This window comes from Longispora albida DSM 44784, from assembly GCF_000379825.1.
Taxonomy (GTDB): Bacteria; Actinomycetota; Actinomycetes; order Mycobacteriales; family Micromonosporaceae; genus Longispora; species Longispora albida.
In genome coordinates, this window is sequence record NZ_KB903814.1 from 592,987 (window position 1) to 615,243 (window position 22,257).

Annotated in this window: 23 protein-coding genes and 2 pseudogenes; 14 read left to right on the plus strand and 11 right to left on the minus strand. The window is 72.3% G+C overall.

The window, feature by feature from the left end; translation table 11 throughout:
* The first annotated feature begins 129 nt into the window (after positions 1–129).
* Together A3G1_RS33615 and A3G1_RS42085 are read left to right on the plus strand one after the other, a co-directional pair.
* Positions 130–588, plus strand: a complete 459-nt coding sequence (locus A3G1_RS33615; RefSeq protein ID WP_018348737.1) for an FBP domain-containing protein — start codon at positions 130–132, stop codon at positions 586–588.
* A gap of 90 nt (positions 589–678) precedes the next feature.
* Positions 679–810: a hypothetical protein gene (locus A3G1_RS42085; protein ID WP_018348738.1), complete on the plus strand. Its 132-nt coding sequence runs from the start codon at positions 679–681 to the stop codon at positions 808–810.
* A gap of 64 nt (positions 811–874) precedes the next feature.
* On the opposite strand, the pseudogene A3G1_RS33620 reads toward A3G1_RS42085, so the two are convergent.
* Both A3G1_RS33620 and A3G1_RS0106905 read right to left on the minus strand, forming a co-directional pair.
* A pseudogene (locus A3G1_RS33620) lies at positions 875–1,162 on the minus strand (HU family DNA-binding protein); the annotation flags it as partial.
* Positions 1,163–1,288: 126 nt separating this feature from the next.
* Positions 1,289–2,437: a hypothetical protein gene (locus A3G1_RS0106905; protein WP_026211871.1), complete on the minus strand. Its 1,149-nt coding sequence runs from the start codon at positions 2,435–2,437 to the stop codon at positions 1,289–1,291.
* Between the two features lie 101 nt (positions 2,438–2,538).
* On the opposite strand from A3G1_RS0106905, the gene A3G1_RS0106910 reads away from it, so the two are divergent.
* Positions 2,539–3,063: a GNAT family N-acetyltransferase gene (locus A3G1_RS0106910; RefSeq protein WP_026211872.1), complete on the plus strand. Its 525-nt coding sequence runs from the start codon at positions 2,539–2,541 to the stop codon at positions 3,061–3,063.
* Positions 3,064–3,070: 7 nt separating this feature from the next.
* The gene (locus tag A3G1_RS41340) at positions 3,071–3,265 is read left to right on the plus strand and encodes a hypothetical protein (RefSeq protein ID WP_018348741.1); all 195 of its coding nucleotides are present in this window, start codon (positions 3,071–3,073) and stop codon (positions 3,263–3,265) included.
* 61 nt (positions 3,266–3,326) lie between these two features.
* On the opposite strand, the gene A3G1_RS42090 is transcribed toward A3G1_RS41340, so the two are convergent.
* Entirely contained in the window at positions 3,327–4,952 is a 1,626-nt protein-coding gene (locus tag A3G1_RS42090; RefSeq protein WP_018348742.1) for a serine/threonine-protein kinase, read from the minus strand.
* 36 nt (positions 4,953–4,988) lie between these two features.
* Positions 4,989–5,516, minus strand: coding sequence for a hypothetical protein (locus tag A3G1_RS0106925; RefSeq protein ID WP_026211873.1), 528 nt, complete (start codon positions 5,514–5,516; stop codon positions 4,989–4,991).
* A 109-nt stretch (positions 5,517–5,625) separates the two neighbouring features.
* Between A3G1_RS0106925 and A3G1_RS0106930 the strand changes: the two genes are divergently transcribed.
* Both A3G1_RS0106930 and A3G1_RS0106935 read left to right on the plus strand, forming a co-directional pair.
* A complete protein-coding gene (locus tag A3G1_RS0106930; RefSeq protein ID WP_018348743.1) occupies positions 5,626–8,010 on the plus strand; it encodes a LuxR C-terminal-related transcriptional regulator in 2,385 nt (794 codons plus the stop codon).
* 75 nt (positions 8,011–8,085) lie between these two features.
* Entirely contained in the window at positions 8,086–9,147 is a 1,062-nt protein-coding gene (locus tag A3G1_RS0106935; protein WP_211216233.1) for an FAD-dependent oxidoreductase, read from the plus strand.
* A gap of 22 nt (positions 9,148–9,169) precedes the next feature.
* On the opposite strand, the gene A3G1_RS0106940 is transcribed toward A3G1_RS0106935, so the two are convergent.
* From A3G1_RS0106940 to A3G1_RS0106950, 3 genes are all read right to left on the minus strand, one after another.
* Complete coding sequence (locus A3G1_RS0106940; RefSeq protein ID WP_018348745.1) at positions 9,170–9,490, minus strand: STAS domain-containing protein; 321 nt, start codon at positions 9,488–9,490, stop codon at positions 9,170–9,172.
* Positions 9,491–9,651: 161 nt separating this feature from the next.
* Complete coding sequence (locus A3G1_RS0106945; RefSeq protein WP_018348746.1) at positions 9,652–9,996, minus strand: hypothetical protein; 345 nt, start codon at positions 9,994–9,996, stop codon at positions 9,652–9,654.
* A gap of 101 nt (positions 9,997–10,097) precedes the next feature.
* The gene (locus A3G1_RS0106950; RefSeq protein ID WP_157640955.1) at positions 10,098–10,883 is read right to left on the minus strand and encodes a (2Fe-2S)-binding protein; all 786 of its coding nucleotides are present in this window, start codon (positions 10,881–10,883) and stop codon (positions 10,098–10,100) included.
* 97 nt (positions 10,884–10,980) lie between these two features.
* On the opposite strand from A3G1_RS0106950, the gene A3G1_RS0106955 reads away from it, so the two are divergent.
* The 6 genes from A3G1_RS0106955 to A3G1_RS0106980 all read left to right on the plus strand — a co-directional run bounded on the left by A3G1_RS0106955 (position 10,981) and on the right by A3G1_RS0106980 (position 18,016).
* Complete coding sequence (locus A3G1_RS0106955) at positions 10,981–12,153, plus strand: ATP-grasp domain-containing protein (protein WP_018348748.1); 1,173 nt, start codon at positions 10,981–10,983, stop codon at positions 12,151–12,153.
* Positions 12,150–13,658: an IucA/IucC family protein gene (locus A3G1_RS0106960; protein ID WP_018348749.1), complete on the plus strand. Its 1,509-nt coding sequence runs from the start codon at positions 12,150–12,152 to the stop codon at positions 13,656–13,658. Before A3G1_RS0106955 ends, A3G1_RS0106960 begins: the two co-directional genes overlap by 4 nt.
* Entirely contained in the window at positions 13,655–14,827 is a 1,173-nt protein-coding gene (locus A3G1_RS41665) for an MFS transporter (RefSeq protein ID WP_018348750.1), read from the plus strand. Before A3G1_RS0106960 ends, A3G1_RS41665 begins: the two co-directional genes overlap by 4 nt.
* Complete coding sequence (locus A3G1_RS0106970; RefSeq protein ID WP_018348751.1) at positions 14,824–16,410, plus strand: IucA/IucC family protein; 1,587 nt, start codon at positions 14,824–14,826, stop codon at positions 16,408–16,410. Before A3G1_RS41665 ends, A3G1_RS0106970 begins: the two co-directional genes overlap by 4 nt.
* A complete protein-coding gene (locus A3G1_RS33630) occupies positions 16,407–17,555 on the plus strand; it encodes an alanine racemase (protein WP_051110452.1) in 1,149 nt (382 codons plus the stop codon). The genes A3G1_RS0106970 and A3G1_RS33630 overlap by 4 nt, the downstream gene beginning before the upstream one ends.
* Positions 17,556–17,617: 62 nt before the next feature.
* Positions 17,618–18,016: a GNAT family N-acetyltransferase gene (locus tag A3G1_RS0106980; RefSeq protein ID WP_018348753.1), complete on the plus strand. Its 399-nt coding sequence runs from the start codon at positions 17,618–17,620 to the stop codon at positions 18,014–18,016.
* Here A3G1_RS0106980 and A3G1_RS0106985 read toward each other — a convergent pair.
* Positions 17,959–18,696 carry a TioE family transcriptional regulator gene (locus tag A3G1_RS0106985; RefSeq protein WP_018348754.1) on the minus strand — a complete coding sequence of 246 codons (738 nt, stop codon included), beginning with the start codon at positions 18,694–18,696 and terminating at the stop codon, positions 17,959–17,961. The two genes, A3G1_RS0106980 and A3G1_RS0106985, sit on opposite strands and share 58 nt — an antisense overlap.
* An 80-nt stretch (positions 18,697–18,776) precedes the next feature.
* Between A3G1_RS0106985 and A3G1_RS0106990 the strand changes: the two genes are divergently transcribed.
* Both A3G1_RS0106990 and A3G1_RS41670 read left to right on the plus strand, forming a co-directional pair.
* Positions 18,777–19,910 (plus strand): erythromycin esterase family protein, encoded by a 1,134-nt coding sequence (locus tag A3G1_RS0106990; protein WP_018348755.1) that lies wholly within the window; start codon positions 18,777–18,779, stop codon positions 19,908–19,910.
* Between the two features lie 98 nt (positions 19,911–20,008).
* Positions 20,009–20,146: pseudogene (locus A3G1_RS41670) on the plus strand (ClpX C4-type zinc finger protein); the annotation flags it as partial.
* Positions 20,147–20,398: 252 nt separating this feature from the next.
* Here the strand turns inward: A3G1_RS41670 and A3G1_RS33635 are convergent.
* The 3 genes from A3G1_RS33635 to A3G1_RS0107010 all read right to left on the minus strand — a co-directional run bounded on the left by A3G1_RS33635 (position 20,399) and on the right by A3G1_RS0107010 (position 22,166).
* Entirely contained in the window at positions 20,399–20,842 is a 444-nt protein-coding gene (locus A3G1_RS33635; RefSeq protein ID WP_018348757.1) for a hypothetical protein, read from the minus strand.
* 158 nt (positions 20,843–21,000) lie between these two features.
* Positions 21,001–21,603, minus strand: coding sequence for a class I SAM-dependent methyltransferase (locus A3G1_RS0107005; RefSeq protein WP_018348758.1), 603 nt, complete (start codon positions 21,601–21,603; stop codon positions 21,001–21,003).
* A gap of 59 nt (positions 21,604–21,662) precedes the next feature.
* Positions 21,663–22,166: a hypothetical protein gene (locus tag A3G1_RS0107010; RefSeq protein ID WP_018348759.1), complete on the minus strand. Its 504-nt coding sequence runs from the start codon at positions 22,164–22,166 to the stop codon at positions 21,663–21,665.
* Positions 22,167–22,257 lie beyond the last annotated feature (91 nt).

The window sequence follows — 22,257 nt, forward strand, 5'->3', positions numbered from 1 at the left end:
AGCTCTGTTCTATTGCACACCATTTCCGACGAAAACATGGGATACCGCCGAAATCCACTGGCACGAGCCCGGAACGCTCCCTAAGCTCGCCCCTTGGCTCCGCGAGGAGCGAGGAAAAGGGGAGGATCCATGACACCGCTGAGCACCACCGCCATCACGAAGTCCTTTGTGAACTGCTCCCAGGGCGAGGCCAAGTCCATCGCGCAGCCGCCGGGGCTGCTCGAACAGGACTGGGACGCGCTCGACTATCTCGGCTGGTTCGATCCGAAGGCGCCCGGCCGGGCCGTGATCGTCGCCGAGCACGACGGCAGGCTCACCGGGATCGTGCTGCGGCCGGCCAGTTCCGAGGGTGCACGGCGCGGCATGGCACTGTGCAACCTGTGCCAGCAGGGCCGGGAGTCCGACGAGGTGCTGCTGTTCACCGCGCGGAAAGCCGGCAAGTCCGGGCGGCAGTTCGGCAACAGCGTCGGCACGTACATCTGCACGGCCTTCGCCTGCTCCGCGCTGGCCACCGATCGCGAAGGCCTCCGGCACCGGCTGGGCGTCTTCCTCAACCACGTGCTCGAACGCGACGCCGTCGGCAGCTGAGCGTCCGGGTTCGTTCGGGATCGCGGGGGATCCTGGCTGGGCGCCGCAGACTCGGTACCGGGTAAAGGTGTTCAGGAAAGGAAACTCGCGATGACGAAGCTCGCCTGGCTCGCGGCGGTCGCCGCCCTGGCCGGACTCACAGCACTCGGCGGCGGAGCCGCCTCGTCCGTCCACGCCAGCAGTGAGATCTACATGGATGTTCCCGCCGTCGTCGCCCCCTGACGGCGCGCGGATCCCCGCCCCGGCACTCACGCCGGGGCGGGGATCCGCGTGTTCAGCGCCTGGCGGCCTTGGGAGCCTTGCCGGACGCCACCATCTCCTTGAAGCCCGTGCCGGCCTTGAACGCCGGCACGTTGGTCGCCTTGACCTTGATGGACGCCCCCGTCTGCGGGTTGCGGCCGTTGCGCGCGGCCCGGCGGCGCTTCTCGAACGAGCCGAAGCCGGGCAGCGTGACCTTCTCGCCCTTGGCGACCTGGGAGGTGATCTCAGCGAGCACCGCGTCGAGCGCGGATGCCGCCGCGGTCTTGCCCCCGAGCTTGGGGGCCATTGCGGCGACCAGTTCGCTTTTGTTCACTGTGCCTCCATGTGCCATCCGAAAATACCGGTGATATCGGTGATACCCGACTGGGGTCATCGTGCATCGGATGGCCGGCTCCGGGGGCAGTTTTCCCGCAAAATCCGGTTCCGGCAGGTGGCACTTCTACTTGCTGGTCGAGGCGCGGAACTCGTTGGCCATCCGCTCCAGCACCCAGCCCTGCTCGACCGGCGAGGTCATCCTCAGGGTCACCTGCCGGTCGAGCGGCCCGCCCGGCCGGCTCCGCAGGTACCGGATGACGAGCATCTGCTGCTGCTTCCCGGCCGGGCCCGCCGCCTCCCGGTTGCGGGTGAAGTAGGTGGTCTCGTCCGCCCGGTACAGCGGCAGGCCCCACCCGTGCTCCCTGGCCCGCAGTTCCTTCTGCCGGGTGTCGGAGCAGCCGTTGTCGCAGGTCCGGACGATGATCTCGCCGCCGGACTCCGTACCGGGCGGCGGGCTCGTCGCTGACTTGTCCGCACAGTGGACGGTCAGGGGCCCGCCGTCCTTCGCCTCCTGCTTGACGCACACCCAGCCAGCCGGCATCCGGAACTCGAAGCCAAGGTCGGCCTGCGTGCCGGACTGCACGGTCTTGTCTCCGGCCTGGAACGTCGACCAGGCCGACGGCCACGTCCCCTGCTGGGCCGGCTCCTTGGCCGGCAGGACACCGGGTGCCGCGTCCGGCTCACCCGGCGGGGCCTGCGGGTTGCCGCTGCGCTGCCCGCCCGGGTCCTTGCCCCCGGCACTGCTCAGCCCGCTGAACGCGAGGTAGCCGCCGCCCACCCCGAGGACCAGCACGAGCACGACGACCCCCAGCCCGGTGAGCACCCGCCGCGACCTGCTCGGGGGCTGCGGGCCGCCGTAGTAGGCCCTCGGGTACCCGGTGACGGGCGTCCCGGACACCGGGGGCGAGCTCAGCGGAGGCTCGTACGCCGGATAGGCCTGCGGCTGGATCACCGGCAGCTGGCCCGAGCCGTACGGCGCGTTCATGGCGGCGAAGAGCTGCCGGGCCGGGTCGTCGTTCTCGCCGTAGAAGGCCACCCACGGCCGGTGCGCGGTGTTCTCCGAGGCGGCGATCACGCCCTGGCTGGCGAGCGCCTGGTTGACGAACACCATCGCGTAGAGGAACGCCGACCTGCGGGCCTCGTCGTGCTGGGCCTGGCTGGCGAGGACCACGACCACCATCGGCTGCCCGTTGTCGTCCTGGGCCAGCCAGGACTCGGCGATCCGCGCATCACTGAGCAGGTGCAGCAGGGTGTACGGGCCAACTCTCGCCATGTCACCTCACCCGGGAAGAGAAATCGACAACTTTCATGGTATCGAGCATCGCGGCGGCAAAGCACTCCCGCCGCACCGGGTGATCATGGCACGATCCGGATGTGCCTGCCCTGACCCCTCCGTCCATGATGGTGCACGCCTCGTTCGTCGCCGCCATCCCCGCCTGCCACGCCGAGGGCCGGTGGCTCGACCGCGACCCGGCCGTCCTCAGTGCACCGGCAGCGTTCGCCGCGTTCGTCGGCGGCCTGCTGGCCCGGGCCGACCCGGCCACGCCACGCGCTCACGACGAAGTTCCGAGCTCCGTGTACTGGTGGACCGAGGGCACCGAGTTCCTGGGCCGCATCACGATCCGCCACGCCCTCAACGACCGGCTGCGCGAGGCCGGCGGGCACATCGGCTACGAGGTCGCTCCGGCGCACCGGAGGCAGGGGCACGCGCTGGCGATGCTGGGGGCCGCTTTGCCCGTCGCGTACGGGTTGGGCCTGGAACGGGTACTGCTCACCTGCGAAGCCGGCAATGTCGGGTCCCGGCGGGTGATCGAGGCACACGGCGGTCGGCTTCACGACAGCTCGGCCGGCAAACTCCGGTACTGGCTGGTGACCGGTCCTTGCGAGGACGCGTCATAGTTGACGCATGGGCTTGTTCAAAATGATCAAACGCGAGATCAAATACAAGATCATGCGGAAGATTTTCGGCCGCCGTCACCACGGCGGTCACTACGGTCACGGCTACCCGCCCCCGCCGCACCACTACGGGCACGGGTACCGGCACGGCCGTGGCCACGGGTACCGGCACGGCGGCCACCACGGCTACGGCTACCGGCACTAGAGCAGCGCAGCACGGTGGCCCGGGCGCACCACGCGCCCGGGCCACCGTGTCATGAGCCGGATCAGCTGATGATCTCGCAGTACGAGGTCTGCACCAGGCCAGAGGTGTAGATGGCCTTGCCGTTGTGGATGATCCGGAACTGCATCAGCCGGCTCTCCTGCTTCGTCGCCGCGAAGGCGGCCGGCCCCGCGTACATCGTCTGGCCGCTGTAGGAGCCCGAGGTCGCCCCGATCTCCACCAGGTCGCTCGACGAGGTGCCGGTGAGGATCTGGTACTTCAGGCTGAAAGCCCCGGCGTTGCTCGCCTGGACGTAGCCGGACGGCCGGGCCTCCACGTAGTTGCCCCGGCACCCCCACGCGACCCCGAACTTGTACGGGCTCACGGCCGGCGGCGGCAGGGGCGTGGGGCTGGCCGGCGGCGGAGTCGTACCGGGCGGCGGCGTCACCGGCCCAGGCCCCTGCGTGATCACCGGACCGGGCCCCGGGTCGGGCAGCGGTGGCTGTCCCGGCCCGGGAGGCGTGACCCGCACGGTCGGCGCGGCCGTCGCGGCGGGCGTCTCCGAGGGGTTCGGCGTGGGGCTGGGCGTCGGGGACGGCTCGGCCGAGTTCGGCACGGGCGGCTTCGGGTCCGGGGTCAGCACCGTCTCGTTGGTCGAGGTCAGGCCGGGCAGCTTGATGCTCTCGTTACTGGTCAGCGCGAAGCCGGCCACGCCGGTCGTGACCACGATGAGCAGCACGACCGCGCCGATGCCCAGCCAGGCGTTGCGGCTGGGACCGAGGATGGTCTTGGCGACCGCGCTGCCGTCCCCGGTCGGCTGGGCGAAGGGGAACAGCAGGGCGAGCAGTGCCGCGCGCTTGGCCAGTTCCTCACGGCCCCGGCGTTCCCAGCCCGGGCCGTACACGGCGGCGGCCTGTTCCAGCTCGTCGAGGAACGTTGTGGCGTTGGACGGCCGCTGGTTGGGGTCCTTGGCCAGGCCGCGCCGGATCAGGGCACGGATCGGCTCCGGGGCCGCGTCGACCGGGATCGGGGCCTGCTCGTGCGCGGCCTGCATGTCCTGCATCGTGTCGGCCCGGAAGGGCTTGTGGCCGGTCACGCACTCGAAGAACGTCGCGGTCGCCGCGTAGATGTCGGTCTGCGGGTTTGCCGGGCGGCCGTGCCACTGCTCAGGCGCCATGTAGGACGGCGTACCTGCGGGCATGCCGGGGCTGCCGACCCGCGCGGAGATGCCGAAGTCGGCGAGCTTGCTCGCGCCCGTCGCGTCGATGAGCACGTTCTCCGGCTTGTAGTCGCGGTGCACGACACTGCACGCGTGGGCGGCGGCCAGCCCGAGCAGCGATCCCTTGAGGACGTACAGCGCGGCCTCTGGCGTGGTCGGGCCGTGCTCGCGGAGGAGCGCGCGGAGGGCGATGCCGTCGACGAGTTCCATGACGATCGCGGCTCCGGCGCCGGTCTCCAGGTACTCGTAGAGCCGGACGACGTTCGGGGCGTCGAGGTCGGCGAGCAGCCTGGCCTCCGAGCGGAAGCCCGCCAGGAACTCCGGCTGCGCGCACAGCTCCGCCGACAGGTACTTGATGGCGACCTGGACACCGGTGGTCTCGTGCTGGGCGAGCACCACGTGCCCGGCGCCGCCCCGGCCGAGTTCGCGTATCTCCCGGTATCCGGGCACAGTCCAGGACTCAGTCTTCACGTCTTGCTCCGTTGACGAGGGGTTGTCGCGGGGGTCTTACCTGGGATCAGCGGCCCGTCCACCGGGGGTCCGGGGGCTGGGCAGCAGGCTCGCGGCAGCCGCGCCGATCACCGCCCCCGCGGTCACTCCCGCGACACCGTACAGCACGGCGGTGCTCTCGGCCTCATCCACGGGCGTGGATTCGGTGGCTGGCACGGGGCCGGGCACGAGGTCCGGGACGGGCGCGATGCCGGGCTCCGGCGGCGGCACGGGACCAGGCGTCCACGTATCGGCGCGAATGTCCATTGTGGCGGGCTCGGGCTGGACTGGTACCCCGGCGAGGGGATTGTCCCCGCCCCAGAACACGGCGCCGAGCGCGCCGCCGCCCAGGCCGCTCTTGGACAGCCGGGCGCCGAGCGCGGTCGGGCCGGTGCCGGGCCGGGCCTCGGTGAGCCGGCGGAACTTCTCGGTCTCCTCCGGGGTGAGCCGGTAGATCCGGGCCACCTCGTCCGGGTTGGTCCGGGCGTGCACCGCGAACTCGTCGTCGATCGCCATCCGCGAGATCAGGTCCCGGTAGAGCGACATGCCAGTCCTCCATCTGTGTCTATGCTGAGCGAGCCTAGAGAAGCGGGGGCGCTCCGGCATCCGGCCGGGTACGGATTTCGGTTTCTCAGCGGCTGGGGAGGGCGGCTTCGTGGAGTTCGCCGGGCGGGAACGGGAGCTGGCCGTCCTGGGCCGGCTCGCCAGCGCCACTCTGGACGGACATTTCCGGCTTGGCATGGTCGGTGGCCCGGCTGGGTGCGGCAAGTCCCGGCTGATCGGCGAGTTCGCCGCGACCGCCACCGGGTTCCGGATCGCGCGCGGGGTGTGCGCGTCCGGCGCGCCGCCGTTGTGGCCACTGCGCGGAATCCTGTCCGGCCTGGGCAGGCCGGTCCCGGTCACAGAAGACCCTTTCCTGTACTCCGCCCAGCTGCGCGCCCTCACCGTGCCAGCCCTGGCCGTGCTGGAGGACGCGCACCTGGCCGACCCGGGCACCGTCTCCGTCCTCCGCCTGCTGGCCGGGCTGGCCGACCTCCCGCTGCTCGTCCTCGCCGCGCACCGGGACGAGCCGCTGCCGGTGACGGGGCCGGGCGTCGTGACGGTACAACTCGGGGGTCTGGACGCGCAGGCAGCTGGTCAGTACGTCAGGGGCATGCTGGACCACGCACCCCCAGCGACGGTCCTCGCCGAACTCCACCGCCGCACCGAAGGCAATCCCCGGCTGCTGGCGGAGGTCGTGCCGCAGCTCGACCGGGACGGCGCGCTGCACGGCGGCACCGGGAGGCTGCCGATCCGCTGGCCTGCGGCGTTCCGTGAGCCCGCGCAGCTGGCCATCGCCCGTGTCCTGCCAGCTCATCACGCTGTGCTCGCCGCGGCGGCCGTGATCGGCCGCGAGTTCGACCTGTCCATCCTGGAGCGGGTGGCCGGCGACGCCCTGCCCGCGCTGGACGCTGGCGTCGAGGCCGGGCTGCTGCGCCAGCTCCCCCGCGAGGTGTACGCGTTCCGGCAGGCGGTGATCCGCGAGGTCCTCTACGACACCCTGCCGGCCGGGCGGCGGGCCACACTGCACGAGGCTGTCGCCGACGCGCTGACCGAGCTGAGCGGCGACACCGGCGACCGGGCACCGACCCTCGCGGAGCTGGCGCACCACCTGGTAGCGGCGGCGGTCCCCGGCGGCGCGCAGCGGCTCGATCGCGCCATTTCCTCCGCTGTACTGGCGGGCCAGGCCACACAGGGAGCCGAGGCCGTGGCCCAGTTCGGTGAGGCCGTCCGGCTGGCCGTCCGGGCGGGCTGGGCACGCGGCCAGCTCGCCAGGCTGATGCTCGCCCTCGGCCGCGCCCAGTACTCGGCGGCCGAACCGTGCCGCGAGACCCTCGACGCGGCGGCCCGCCACGCCCGGCACGCTGGCGACCACGACCTCCTGGGCCTGATCGCGCTCAGCCACGGGCCACGGGCCTCGCACGGCGACACCGCCCCGCCCCGCGACGAGGCCCTGGTCGCCCTGCTCCGCGAGGTACCGGGACCGGCGGCGCAGGCCCGCCTGGCGATCGAGCTGGGCGAGGAACCACCGGCCGGCCTCACCGGCTGCGAGGGGCTGCTCGCCCGGCACGCCGCCGACGCCCGCCTGGCGTACGCGGTCTCGGCCCTGCACCAGGCGGCCGGCCCGCTCCAGGAGTGCCGGGCCCGGCTCGCCCTCGCGACGAGCCAGTTCGGGCTGGGCGCCGTCCAGCCAGCCATCCGGGAACTGGCCACAGTGGCCGGGCTGCCGCTGACCGACCCGGCCGGGCGCTGGTGGGCCGCGCAGGCTCGCGCGCACCACGCGCTGCTCACCGGCGCCCCGGAGACCGGTGACCTGATCGAGGCCGCGTTCGACCTCGGTACCCGGGTCAGCGGGCCAGCCGCCGAACTGGGCCGGATCGTCCAGCTCGCGGCCCTGCACATCGCGAACGGGACGCTCGCCGAGCTGCCGTCCGTCCTCAGGGTGCCGTCGCCGCAGCCGCCATGGTTCACGGCGCTGTCAGCGCTGATCGCCGCGCGGCGCGGGGAGCACGCGCTGGCCTCGGCGCTGGTGGAGTCCACTCTGGAGGATCACTCGGGCAGCCTGTGGACGGCGGTGCTGCTCCTCGAAGCCGCCGCGCTGACCGGCCACGAGCCGGCGGTGGCCCGCCTTTCCGCCGCGCTCGCCGGGCACGCCCACCGGTGGGTGGTGATCGGGCCAGCAGTGAGCAGTGCCGGGCCCGTCGCCGGGTACCTGGCCCGCTGCGCGCCCCGCCCGGACCCCGGCTGGCCCGCGCTGGCGGCGAGCATGACCGCCGGTACGCCGTGGGCCCCGCGCCAGGCACCCATCGCCGGCCTGACCCGGCGGGAGCGCGAGGTACTGGCCCTAGCCGTCGCCGGCGACTCGGCCCGCGACATCGCGGCCAGGCTCTTCATCGGCGAGCGGACCGTCGAGACCCACCTGGCGAACATCTACCGCAAGGCCGGCGTCCGGTCCCGGGTCGAACTGCTCGCCCTGTACGTGACCGCGCCCGGAGCCTGACCGGCGGGAGCGTGGCGGGCGCCACTCCCGGGAAGGCCAGACCGCCGTGATCATGTTGAGGATGGCGTGAACGCGGTGAGCGAAGTACGCGAAGTGGCTGTGGTCGTGATCGGCGCTGGGCAGGCCGGGCTGTCTGCCGCCTACCACCTCAAGCGGATGGGCGTCGACCTCGTGGTCCTCGACGCCAACGACCGGGCCGGCGGGGCCTGGCAGCACCGGTGGGACACGCTCACCATGCACGACGTGCACGGCATCTCCACCCTGCCCGGCATGCCGGTACCCGAGGCGCGGGACACCGACCGGGCCAACGACCTCATCCCCCGCTACTTCGCCAGCTACGAGGCCCAGTTCGGCCTGCCGATCCTCCGCCCCGTGCACGTGACCTCGGTCCGCGAGCACGGCGACGGGCGGCTCGCGGTCGAGTCCGACGCCGGCACGTTCGCAGCCCGGGCCATCGTCAACGCGACCGGGACGTGGAACCGCCCGTTCATCCCGTCCTACCCGGGCGCGGAGACGTTCCGGGGCCGCCAGATCCACACCGCCGGGTACCACGGGCCGGCCGAGTTCGCCGGGCAGCACGTGATCGTGGTCGGCGGCGGGCACTCGGCCGTCCAGCTCCTCGCCGAGCTCTCCGACGTCGCCTCGACGACGTGGGTGACGCGCCGCCCGCCGCTGTGGCGGGACCCGGACAGCAAGTTCGGCCCCGAGCAGGGCCGGGCCGCCGTCGCGATGGTCGCCGAGCGGGTCAAGGCCGGCCTGCCGCCGCAGAGCGTGGTCAGCGTGACCGGCCTGCACCTCCGCGAGCAGGAGCGGGCCGCAGCCGCGCGAGGCGTGTACGAGCGGCTGCCGATGTTCACCGAGATCACGCCGGAGGGCGTGCGCTGGGCTGACGGGAGCACTTCCCGGGCTGACGCGATCCTGTGGGCGACAGGGTTCCGGCCGGATGTCGCGCACCTCGCACCGCTTCACCTGCGGGAACACTCGGGCGGGATCGCGCTGGACGGTACCCGCGCCCTCCGCGACCCGCGCGTGCACCTGGTGGGCTACGGGCCGTCGGCGAGCACGATCGGCGGGAACCGGGCCGGGTACGCCGCGGCACGCGAGCTGCGCGCCTACCTCCAGCCCGTGACCGCGTAGCCGGTCGCCAGTCCGCCGGTTGTCAGTCCGCCGCGAAGGCCCCGGCCAGCCCGCTGCTGGCCAGGGACTCGGCGGCCACCGGTTGCAGGCCTGCCAGCTGGAGCCGCCTCCCGCCGCGCCGCGTCACGTGCGCGAGGTGAGCCAGCATGGCCCACCCGCTGACGGAGACGCGCCGGACACAACCGAGGTCGATCACCCACTGCCTGCCGGGATCGGCCAGCAGGTGCGGCTCGACCGCGTCGAGCACGGCCACCAGCGAGCTGTCGTCCAGGTCGCACCGCACGGTCACCCGGCGCAGCTCGCCGTCCCTGGCGATCTGCACGTCGTGGGGTGCCGCGGTCATGGCCATCAGGCGGCCCCGGGCACAGGGCTGCCGCCTCGCGCCGGTCGTTTCCGGTTGTCACTGATGGTCGCCACCTTGGTCCATCGTGACTCACCAGCAGTCTGTTACCTGCGCCAAACACCGTTCGCACGTTGCCCGTACCGCGCAGGTCCAGAACGGCTCTACGCCTGTGCCCACATGGTCTGGAATGTGGTCAGTTCCTCGACCAGGTCCTGGACGTCCTGGAGCCGGGGGGCCGAGATGAACGGAACGTGCAGGTTCGGCTCGCCGTCCGGCCGGTAGAGCGTGGCCCTGGCGTCCGCGCCACGGAAGCCGTCCGCCTCGCCGCGCCCGATCCGCTCGGTCAGCTCCGTGATCACCTTGCCGAGCTGCGCCGGGGTATCCGAGGTGATATCCGATATGTCGAGGGTGTCGTCCACCTGGCCGGACCATGTCACGACCACGTCGACGCCCTGCAGCCCCTTGAAGTCCTCGTCCCGCACGTGCGCCAGATCTTTGCTGGACATCCCTTACCTCCGCCTCGGTCACCTTCTCCAGTGTGGGCGTGTACCCCAGCCGGCGGGCGGCGAATCACGCAATCACGGTGGAGACGGCAGCGCGCGGGAAGCTAGCCGAGCCGGTCGCGCAGCCAGGCCGACGTCCGGCCCCTGCGGTCGGAGTCGCACAGATGCGGGCAGGTCATGCAGTACCCGGACTTGGCGGGTGTCTGGTACGCCAGGCAGCACACCGCGCGCTGCTTCCACACCGCCTCCGGCAGCGGGATCAGCGTGAGCTTGTGGCGGAGCCGGTCGGGGGCCGCGGCGAGCAGGCGGGTGGCGTGCTCGGAGGCGTCCCGGCTGCCGAGGGCCAGGTGGCTGTAGAAGAGGGCGCCGATCAGCCGGTCCGCTGCGTCGGTCCACAGTGCCCGGCGGCCCCGGCGCTGGAGCGGGCCGATCCCGTCGACGAGCGGGGCGACCAGTTCGGCGTAGTGCGCGGCGAGAGCGGCTTCCGGGTCGGCGGTCTCCAGTACCCGGATGCCGTGAGCCGCGACGCCGAGTGCCTCGGGGCCGTCGGGACCCATGCGGACGGCGAGCGCGCCGGGCTCGAAATCCAGGACGCCGTGGCCGAGGCAGAGGGCTCCGGTCAGGGCGAAGGCCAGCATGGAGGCGACCCGGCCGGCGGCGAGCCCCAGGGCGGCGCTGCGCTCGACAGGGGTCTCCGCACCGGTGTGCGCCTCGGCCTGAGCCGCGAGCAGGCGAAGTCCGGCCGGGGAGGTCAGGCCGGAGAAGGAGTACCAGCCGGGGCCTGTGGGGGTCTGTGAGGCCACCTCGACCTCATAAGAAGAGGTCAGAGCCATCGCCGCACGCAGGATGGCCGGTGTGGACAGTCGAGTCCGCACCACTGTGTCATTCATCGCTCACCCCCCGGCTTGCCCCGTAGCGGAGGCAAGGATAACCTAACCGCCGCAGATAAGGGAAGCCTTACCAAAGTTTCTTTGAGGAGACCTGTACATGCGGCTGTACCTGACTGCCGTCAACCCCACCGACTCCGTCCTCGACGGGTTCCTGCCCGCCGCCGCCAGCCTCGGGCTGCCGGTGACCGTGCTGACCGACCAGCCGGAGAACTGGCCAGCCGTACGGGCCGAGGTCGCCGGCTGCGACGTCCGCGACCTCCGGGCCGTGATCGAGGCCGTGTCCGGCGGCGAGCGCCCGGCCGGGCTGCTGTCCAACAGCGACCACCTCCAGACCGTCACCGCCCAGGCAGCCTCGTACCTGGACCTGCCGGGCAAGGACTGGCGGGCGACGATGCGGTGCAAGGACAAGAACCTGACCCGCCGCACGCTGGCCGATGCCGGGCTCGACAAGGTCGCGGCCGTCGCGCTGGGGCCGTCCGGCGATCCGGGGCTGGCCGGCACCGTGCCGTTCCCCGCGGTGGTCAAGCCCCGTGAGGGCGTGGCCAGCGAGGACGCCTACCTGGTGGCCGACGCCGCCGAGCTGGCGGCCCGGGTGGCAGAGATCCGGCTGCGCAGGCCGGGCGCGACGCTGGTGGTCGAGGAGTTCCTGGCCGGGGAGCTGCGGACGTTCGACACGCTCGGCGACGGCCGGAGCCTGGCCGTGACCGGTGGCTGGCACACGAGCCTCAGCGCTCCGCCGACCTTCGTGGAGACCGCTCTCGACTGGGCTCCCGATCTGCCGGCCGGGGTGGTGGCGGATCTGCGGGCGCAGCTCGGGGCACTGGGTGCCGGGTTCGGGGCGTGCCACACCGAGTTCGTGGTCAGTGACGGCCGGGCGCGGCTGATCGAGGTGAACTACCGGCTGATCGGCGACCGGATGGACCTGATCCTGGCCGAGCTGCTGGGCGTGCCGCTGTTCGAGTACGTGATCCGGCTGCACATGGGCGAACCGCTGGCCGCGATGCCGCTGCCCGACCCGGCGGCGGTCAGTCGTCACGCGCGGGTGGAGTACGTGTGCGCGGAGCGGGCAGGGACGTTGCGCTCCGCTCCGGGTGCTGTCGACGCGGGCGGCGTGAGCTGTCGTCCATTGAGGACGGTAGGCACGACGGCCGAGCTCACTGGCACGAACCGGGACTATCTCGCGGTGCTGCACGCGATCGGTGACAGCCGGGCGGCTGCCGAGGCCGCGCTGGGCGCGTTCCGTTCGGCGAACTCGTGGGAGATCGTGTGAGTGCCGTCGTGTTCCAGCGGGTACTCGATGCCCTGCTGCGTGAGGATCACCTGGGCCTGTGGAGCAACGGGCACGCCGAGGACGGCTGGTGGGTCACGAAGGTACCGGGCGGGGCGCTGCGGATTCCGGTCCGGCCCGACGGGTACCAGCACGCCGTGCGGACCGCAGAAGCCCGCGTCGAGGCTGACGGCCGGGTCGTCGACGAGCTGGCCGGGCTGCTGGATGTGCTCGCGCCGCAGGACGACCCGGAGGCCGAGGCCGGCTGGGCGGTCTTCCGCGCGGAGGTCGGCGCCGAGGTACTGGCGCGGCGGCTGGCCGACGAGGCACGACCGCGCGTACTCGCGGTGAAGAAGCAGAAGGGCATGGCCGGTGCGGTCGCGGACGAGGCGATCGCCGCGCACGACGACCACCCTGTCCATCCGGCGAGCCGGGCCAAGCACGGGCTGACCGAGGCCGAGCTGCTGGCATACGCACCCGAGCACGCGCCGGTCTTCGCGGTGCAGTGGCTGCGGTCGGCGGATCTCCAGGTGACCGGTGAGCTGCCCGGATGGTGGCCGGCGCCCGACATGCTGCCGGCTCATCCGCTCACGGCCGCCCGCCTCGGGCTGCCCACTGTGGACGGACCCGGGATCCTGGTACACCCGACGCTGTCGATGCGGACGGTGGCGCTGGCCTCCGACCCGTACACCCATGTGAAGCTGCCCTTGGCGACGGCGACCCTCGGGGCGCGCAACAAGCGCACCATCGCGCCCGGCACCCTCGTCGACGGGGCCGTGATGCAGAACCTGCTGGAGAAGCTGGCCGCCGCCGAGCCGGCCTTCGCCGGGCGGATCCTGCACGCCGACGAGACCACCTGGGGACACGCTGGCGACGACACGCACGCCTTCCTGATCCGGCGCTACCCGCGCGAGCTGGAGGGCTCGGTCGTCGTGCCGGCCGCGGGCCTGGGACTGCTCGCCGACCGGCTCGGCGACCCGCGCGCCGTCATGGAGTCCTACCTGGACCTGCTGATCGACTGGCATGTCCATCTGTGGCTGCGGCACGGGATCGCGCTGGAGGCCCACCAGCAGAACATCCATCTCGTACTGGACCCGGATGGCGGCCTGCGCCTGCTCTACAAGGACAACGACGGCGCGCGGTTCGACGCCCGGCACGCGCTGGCCGTGGACGACGCGCGGATGGCCGTCGCCGACGAGGGCGAGCTGGCCGACGTGTTCACCACGATCACGCTGCACCTGGCCGCCGCAGGCCCGCTGCTGTCGCTGGCCGGGCACGGGCACGACGTGCCGTCGCCCGGCGAGGCGCTGGCGGGCCGCATCCGGGCAGCCAGCGACCGGTGGGGCGGCAGTGAGCTGCTGTCCACCCGGGTTCTGGAAGCGGAGACGCTGCCCGTCAAGGCGATGCTCACGGCCGGCACGCTGCTGCCGAAGCAGCGGATCGGCTGCACGGACATCAACAAGTACTACCTGCGCACCGGCCCCAACTACCTGCGAGCAGCCCAGTGACCGTCGTACTGCCCGCGCCGGTCGAGCTGCGCCGCCGGCACGTGGCCGCCGCCGTTGCCTGCCACTTCACGGCCGCCTTCGCCGCGCTCGGCCTCCCGCCGTACCTGCCGAGGCTCCTCGCCGAGCTCGGCGACCCCCAGGCGCGCTGGGCCGGCGTGTTGTACATCGTGCCCACGGCCGCCACGGCGCTGTCGGCTCCGCTGTGGGGGCGGCTGGCCGACCGGTACGGCCGGAAGAAGCTCCTGATCCGGGCACAGCTCGGCCTCGCGGTGGCCTTCCTGCTGGCCTCGCAGGTCAACAGCACCGGATCGCTCGCCCTCGTCCTGGCGCTTCAGGGGCTGCTGGGCGGGACGTTCGCCGCGACCGGCGCGTACCTCGCGGCCGGGCTCGACGGGCCACGGCTCGCGAAAGCGCTGACCGCGGCCCAGGCATCGGCACGGGCGGCACTGGTCGTCGCCCCGGCCGCCGCTGGCCTGCTCGCCGCACAGCTCGACGTCCGCGACATGTACGCACTCGCGGCGGCCGGCCCGCTGATCGCCGCCGCGCTGACCCTGACACTGCCGGAGCCAGGGGCGATCAAGCGCCCGAAGGACGAGGACTGCTCCACTTCGGACAGTGGTGAACCGGCACCGAGCATGCGGTTCCTGTGCGGGGCCGAAGCTGTGTTCGTGCTGTCGACGGTCGTCACGTTCCCCTACCTGCTGCCCGTCGTCGCCGAGGCATGGCCCACCGCCAGCCCTGCCGTGGCTGGCATGCTGTTCGCCCTCCCCCACGTCGTGTACCTGGTGTCGGCGTCGGCCGTGCTGCGGATCGTCAAGCCGCGCCCCGGCCTGGCCGCCGGCTTCGCGCTGATCGCCGCCGGCGGGCTCGCCCATCCGCTTGCCGTGAGCTGGTCGAGCCCGCCGATCCTGATCGGTGGCCGGCTGCTGCTCGGTGCCGGCCTCACCCTCGGTCTCGTCGCGCTGGCGGCACTCACCGCCCGCGCCGCTCGCGGTGCCGAGCCGGGCAAGCTCTTCGGCACCGTCGAGGCCTGGTCGAAGGGTGGCGCCGTGGCGGCGGGCCTGATCGCCTCCGCGCTGTCCGCTCTGTCCGGCCCAGCGGCCCCGACGCTGTTCGGCGCTGTCCTCGCCCTGTCCGTTGTGCCATTCGTCATCAGGAGCAACCGGTGACCCCCACGCTCGCCCAGTCCGAGCTTCCCCTGTCCGAGGCCGACATCGCGGCCACCCACACCCTGCTCGGCTGCGTGGTCCGGGAGGTGGCCGCGCCGGAGAACCAGACGGCGCTCGACGACCGGTACGGGCTCGTCCGGCTGCCCCGCACCGGCGTGCTGCTGCGGTGCGAGGTCGCCCGCGTGTCGGAGGTCGGCGCGCACCGCTACGCCGGCCCCGTGCAGCGCGCGGACGGCGGGGACTGGGTCGCGGTGGGCGCCGTCGAGCTGGCCTCGCTCGTCGCCGAGGAGCTGACGCTGCGGACCGGCACGCCGAACGAGGAGTTCGCGGCGCAGGTCGGGGCGAGCCGGGACGCGCTCGACCGGGTACTGGCCACGCGGCCGGCCGCCGACCCGCACGCGACCGGCGACGCCGCGACCGACGCCTACGTGGACTCCGAGCAGTCGCTCGTCCGTGGCCACCCGCGTCACCCGGCGCCGAAGTGGCGGACCGGCGACGCCTCGGCCTGGGACGCCTACGCGCCCGAGCTGCGGACGTCGCTGCGCGCGCGGTGGATCGGCGTACCGCGGAGCCTGCTCGCCGAGGACGGCCCCTTCGAGGAGCTGATCACCCGGCTCGATCCGCCGGCCGCGCCGGCCGGGTACGCCGCGATCCCCGTGCACCCGTGGCAGTTCGAGCTGCACGAGCCGCTCCACCCGCAGCTCGTCGACCTCGGCACCGGTGGCGTGCCACTGCGCCCGACCGCGAGTGTGCGTACCCTCTACGCGCCGGACGCCGACCTGTTCGTGAAGACGAGCCTGCACGTGCGGATCACGAACTGCCTGCGCAAGAACGCCCGGTACGAGCTGACCGGCGCGGTGGACCTGACCCGGCTGCTGACCGCGCTGCCGCTGGAGCCGGGCGCGGTGCTGCTGGCCGAGCCCGCGTACCGGACCGTCGACCTGCCGGGGCTGGACGAGGTGTACGGCGTCATCCTGCGCGAGGGCCTGCGGTCACACGTCCGTCCACAGGAGACGGCCGTACTGTCCGGCGCGCTGGCCGCCGAGCCGTTGCACCTGGATGACCCGGTGGGCTGGTGGCACCAGTACACGAATCTGCTTGTGCCTGCCGTGCTGCGGCTGTGGGCCGACCACGGCGTCGTCCACGAGGCGCACCTCCAGAACGTGGTCGTGGTCCTCGGGCCGGACCGCGAGCCGGTCAGGATGCTGCTGCGTGACCTCGAAGGCGTCAAGCTCGACACCTCCCGCCGCGCCGACTGGCTGGCTGACCTGCCGCACTCGGTCGGCTACAGCCCGGAGCAGGCCTTCGACCGCGTCGCCTACTGCCTCTTCGTCAACCACCTGGCCGAGCTGGCCGGCGCCATCTCCGACGCGCACGAGGGCGTCGAGCCCAAGCTGTGGGCGACGCTGCGCGACGTCGTGGCCGAGACCTCCGCGCGGCTCGGCGACCCGCCCCAGCTGCGCGCCCTGCTCGCCGGGGTCCCGCTGCCGGCGAAGGGCAACCTGCTCGTGCGGTGGCAGCGTGACGCCGACCGGCTCGCCGGCTACGTGCCGTTCCCCAACCCGTTCGGAGAAGCGCTGTGACGACACAGAAACCCACTTATGTGTACGACCTGGCGGCGCTCGCCCGGCACGCGGCCGCGATCCGCGCCGCCCTGCCCGAGCGGGCCGAGCTGCTGTACGCGATGAAGGCCAACCCGGAGCCCGACCTGCTGCGCACCCTGGAGCCGCACGTCACCGGCTTCGAGGCGGCGAGTGGTGGCGAACTCCGGCACCTGGCTGCCGCCGGCCTCCCCGTGGCCGCGTTCGGCGGGCCGGGCAAGACCGACGCCGAGCTGACCGCCGGGCTGGACGCGGAGGTCGGCCGCTTCCACGTGGAGTCCCCGTACGAACTGCGCCGCCTGTCGGCGCTCGCGTCGGAACAGGGTAAGACCGCCGACGTGCTGCTGCGGGTCAACCTGCCCGCCGAGGTGTCCGGCGCCGCGCTGGTGATGGGCGGCGCGCCGACCCCGTTCGGCATGGACCCGGCAGAGGCGGTCGCCTGCGCTCAGCTCGGCCTGCCCGGCATCCGGATCCGGGGCGTCCACGCGCACCTGGCCAGCGGGCTGCACGCCGACGCGGCAGCGGGCCTGGCGCGCCGGATCGCGGAATGGGCGGTGTCCACACTGGACGCGACTGAGGTCAACGTCGGCGGCGGCATGGCCGTGGACTACGCCAAGCCGGGCGAGCTGTTCGACTGGGCCGGGTACGGCGCGGCGCTCGGCGAGCTGCTGGACGAGCACCCGGGCCTGCGGCTGCGCATCGAACCGGGGCGGGCGGTGACGGCCTACTGCGGCTGGTACGTCACCCAGGTACTCGACGTGAAGCAGGCGGCGGGCGAATGGTTCGCCGTGCTGGCTGGCGGGACGCACCACCTGCGTACCCCGGCCGCCAAGTCCCATTCGCAGCCCTTCGCGGTCCTGCCGCGCGACACGTGGACGTGGCCCTTCGACCGGCCGGCCACCGAGTCCGGCCCGCTGACCCTGGTCGGCCAGCTGTGCACCCCGAAGGACGTCCTGGCCCGCGCCGAGACCGGCGGCCCGATCGCGGCCGGCGACCTGGTGGCCTTCGCGATGGCCGGCGCCTACGCCTGGAACATCAGCCACCGCGACTTCCTGATGCACGAGCCCCCGGCCGTCCTCACCGGATCGGTGACGGACCTGTACGGCGAGCCGGCCTGGGAGGCGTGAGCCTGTGACGGGATGTGCCCCCTCGGGTGCACACGTGTGATCATGGCAACTATCGTGTCGGCATGCCGGTCGAGTTGATCTCTCGGTTCCCCGTCGCCGACCGGGAACTCAGTGCGCTGCACGCGCGGGCCTTCGGTGGCGCCATCCAGCTGGCCCCGTGGGCACAGCGCCTGGAGAAGCACGCTCTGACCTGGGTGGGAGCCTTCGACGACGGGCTCATCGTCGGCTTCGTCCAGGTGTGCTGGGACGGTGGCGCGCACGCCTTCCTGCTGGACACCGCCGTCGACCCCGCCTGGCAGCACCGCGGCCTTGGCCAGCAGCTCGTCGAGGCCGCGGCCGCCGACGCCCGGCAGGCCGGGTGCCAGTGGCTGCACGTCGACTTCGAACCGCACCTCGAAGAGTTCTATCTGGACAAGTGCGGGTTCCGGCCGACGCGGGCGGGGCTGCTGCCGCTCAGCTGACCGCGCCCGGCCAGGTACCGGCTGAGCTGGGACGCGGCGTCGAGCATGGCCACACCCCGCACGGTGAGCCGCTGCTGCCAGCCGTCGAGGGCGCGGGCGAGCGGCTCCGTGCCGCCCGCCGTCCGGACCTGCTGGACCACTTCCGCGATGTGGCCGAGCGGGTACCCGCCGCGCCGCAGCAGGTGCGACAGCTCGGCGTCGCGCGTGTCGCCCGCGCGGAACACCCGGTAGCCCGTGGCGGGATCCCGGCCGGGGGCGAGGATTCCGGCGCTCTCCCACTTCCGCAGGGTGGCCGGGGTGACCCGGAGCCGCCGGGCCAGCTCACCGATCGTCAGCACACCGCTGTCCGGTACTGACTGCGCGGGCAGGTCCGCGATCGCGTCCCGTACGGCGCCCAGCGTGTCCCGGTCACGCGCCAGCTGCCCATGACTCCGGTCGATGGCGACCAGGGCGTCGTCCAGGGCACCTTCGTGCACCGCGATCATGATCTGGCCGGCTGCCGGATACCCGTGCGCGGCGACGAGGGCGAGGTAGGCGCGCAGCGCGGCAGCATGCACCTCCGTGTAGACCCGGTACCCGCTGGCCGTGCGCTCGGCGGGCGGGATGAACCCGTCATGCTCGTAGTTACGGACCGCCTGCGTCGACAGCCCGTGCTCGCGCGCAAGATCGGCTGGTCGCATGGTTGGAGACTTTACCTGGCTAGTCCAGGCAGGATGCGTCGAAAGTCTCAACCGAAGTTTCAATGGTACGTTTGAGACACATGAGCCAGGACATCCGGAATCTCGTACCCGATTCATGCACCCTTCTCGGCCTCGGTGAGCCGACACATCAGGAGCCGGCGTTCGGTGCGGTCCGCAACGAACTCTTCGCCCAGCTGGCCGACCTCGGCTTCCGGTCGATCGCGCTGGAGAGCGACCGCGTGGCCGCCTTCGCCGTCAACGACTACGTACTCCACGGCGCCGGCACTCTCGACGCCGTGATGCGCGAGGGCTTCTCGCACGACTTCGGCGCGCTGGAGGCCAACCGGCGGCTGGTCGCGTGGATGCGCGAGTACAACGAGGACCGGCCGGAGGCGGACCGCCTGACCTTTCACGGTTTCGACCTGCCGACCGAGAACACGATGGCACCGAGCCCGCGAAGCTACCTCGAGTACGCCCGCGACTACCTCCGCCTCGACACCCTCGACATCGCCGGCGTCGCCGGAGACGACCATCGCTGGAGCCGGGACGAGGCGATCCTCGACCACACCCGGTCCCCCGGTACCACCCCCGAGGCAGCGCGCCTCCACTCGATCGCCGAGGACCTGCTCACGAAGCTGCACGCCCGCGCACCAGAGCTGATCGCGCACACCTCGCTCGCCGCCTGGTCCCGCGCCAAGACTCACCTCGACACCGCCCTCGGGCTGCTCCACTACCACTGGCAGGCCGCGCAGCCCCTCGCGCAGAGTGACCGGATCGCGTTGCTGCTGACCACACGGGACACCTTGATGGCCCGCAACGTCCTCGACATCCGCACGGCCGAGGCCAGGCGCGGCCCGACCATGCTCTTCGCCCACAACCTCCACCTGCAACGCGACGCGAGCGCCTGGGGCTCGGGCGACCTGAGCGCCCGGTGGTCCGGCGCCGGCGCCATCCTCGACGCTTTCCAGACCGAGAGCTACTTCTTCGTCGCGAGCAGCCTCGGCCGCAGCACGACACTCAATCTCGGCGAACCCGCCCCGGACACCTACGAGGCCCGCCTCCAGGCCCGCGTCACCGGCTGGGGCCTGATCCCGGCCACCGAACTCCGCCCGGCCCGCACCCGCACGGACACCATCCCGCAGCAGGGCTACTTCCCGCTGAACGAGGCCACAGTGGACGGAGCAGACCTGATCCTGCACTGGACCGGAGCCTGAACGGGTCGGCATGAACAGCGCTTGCCGCCTTGTCTTGTCAGGGCTACCCTGACAGATGTCAGGACAGCCCTGACAGATTCTGGGTCGAGGAGCCTCCGATGCCCGCTGCCACTCCCTTGGACCTGCGCTGTTCGTTCTGCGGTAAGACCGAGCCGGAAACCGCCAAGCTGATCGCCGGACCCGGCGTCTACATCTGCGACGAGTGCGTCGACCTGTGTGTCCGGATCATCAACGACCGGCCTCTCCCGGCCTTCCCCCCGCTCGACGGGAAGTCCGACGAGGAGCTGCTCGCCGACATGGTCCGGCTCGACGCCTCCCGGGGCCAGGTCGACGAGGCCGTCCACGACCGCGTCCAGCGGCTCAGGAAGCGTGGCGTGACGTGGGCGCGGATCGGGGAGGCCCTCGGAGTCAGCCGGCAATCAGCCTGGGGACGTTTCTCCGGCGAGGAGTAGCCAGGCGGCCTGCGCCACCGGCCACGGCGGGAGCGCCTAGGCGCTCCCGCCGTCGTCATCAGTGGCTGCCCAGCGCCGCAGCGCGTCCCGGAGCCAGACCGGAGCTGCGTCCAGGGGCGGCTGGGGTACCGTGCGGGTCTGCTCCTCGGCCCGGTGCAGCTGATCTGCCAGCCGTGGCACATCCCAGGCCGCCCGGTCGGCATCGGTGGTGGCGGGCTCGACGTCCCACAGCCGCCAGCGGGTGCCGTCGGGCACGAACTGGGTGCCGAACCTCTGCGGCCTGCCCTGCATCATGAGCCACCGGTCCAGCGCTGCCGCCGCCAGCCATCTGGCCGGCCGGTGTCCCAGATTCACGGCCTGCTGTGCGAGCTGGTGGGCTTGGCCGATGTCGTCGAGGCCCTCGCCGTGCTGGAAGATCAGCGCCGCGTGGTAGTAGTCAGCTGGCGCGGACACCTCGCCTGCGGCGAGAAGTTCCGTCACCCGCAGCCGGCGCCCGGCATCCCTGGCACGGAGCGCCTCGTACTCCGGGCTGCCGGCCAGCGGATGGTTCTCCCGGTCGTCCTGATCCGCCCGGAACAGCCGCTCCAGTTCGCTGTTGATAAGCCACCTCCGCGCCGGTCCTGCCGTCAGCCCGCCTGTCAGGAAGCGATCGCCGCGATAGCGGCGTACGGCCGGTGCGTACCGTCGCTGGGCCGCAGCATGCGCTCGACTTCCGTGAACCCGGCCTGCGCCAGCCGCTCGGAGAACGCACCGACGGGCCAGCGATAGGCGGTCGTGACCTTGTGGTCGAAGGCCGCGACCTCTTCACCCTCGAAGAAGCCGAACACCAGCATGGCATCCGGGGCGGCTACGCGCCGGAACTCGGCGAGCACGCCGCCGAGTTCGCCCGGGGGGAGATGGATCAGCGAGAACCAGGCCAGGATGCCGGCGATGGACTGGTCGGCGGCGGCGAGGCTGTCGATCGACCCCAGCTGGTACGTACCGTCCGGGTGGGCCGCCCGCGCATGGGCGATGAACTCTGGGACCATGTCGATTCCCGTTGCGTCCGCGCCCAGCGAGCGCAGGTAGCCGGTGATGTGACCAGGCCCGCAGCCCAGGTCGAGTACCGGGCCAGGCAGGCCAGACAGGTGCCGGCCGATGAAGGCCAGATCGTCGGCGTGTACCTGTTCTCTCGTACCGAACAGCCCGATGTAGAGCTCCGCTACGGACGCATATGCCTGCCGGACGTGCTCCGTGTTCACCGCGCGACTATATGGGCCCCCGGAACGGGGCTGTTATGGGGACCACCGGTACACGATGGTCAGAAGCCGCCCTTGACCTCTGCGGTCAGCAGGATCTTCTCGTCGGCGAGGCGGATGCCGATGCTGCCGATGATCCCGCCGGGAATGCCGAAGGCCGCGGTCATGAGGAGGGCGCGGATCACGATGGCTTCGGCGGCGCCGGTGCCCGAGGAGGTGTCGGTCATCAGCTCGTACATGCCCCGGGTGGCCGCCTGGATGGCGAAGCCGGCGAGGACGTAGCCGACAACGATCAGCAGCCTGCCGAACCGGTCACGTGAGCCCCGCCTGCGAGCACCCCGCCACACGTACCTGCCGAGGGTGAAGACGATCGCGCCCCACGCGAACATCGCGAAGGAACCGGTGAAGAGAGCCGGGCCGTCGCCGTCGAGCGGCCCGCCCGGGTCGGTGAAGGCCCGGTAGAACCCGAGCCCCGCCAGAGCCATGACGGCGAGCCCGGCGAGGATGCCCAGGAGGCCGAGCAGCCAGAAGACCGGGTTCGGCTGGGGCCGGACCGGGTGGGTCATGCCTTCAGTGTCCTCGGCGCTGTCCGCGCTGGCTGTCGGCCATTAGACTCACGGCTCTCTATCTCGACGCCGATGTCAGCCGCAGCCGGAG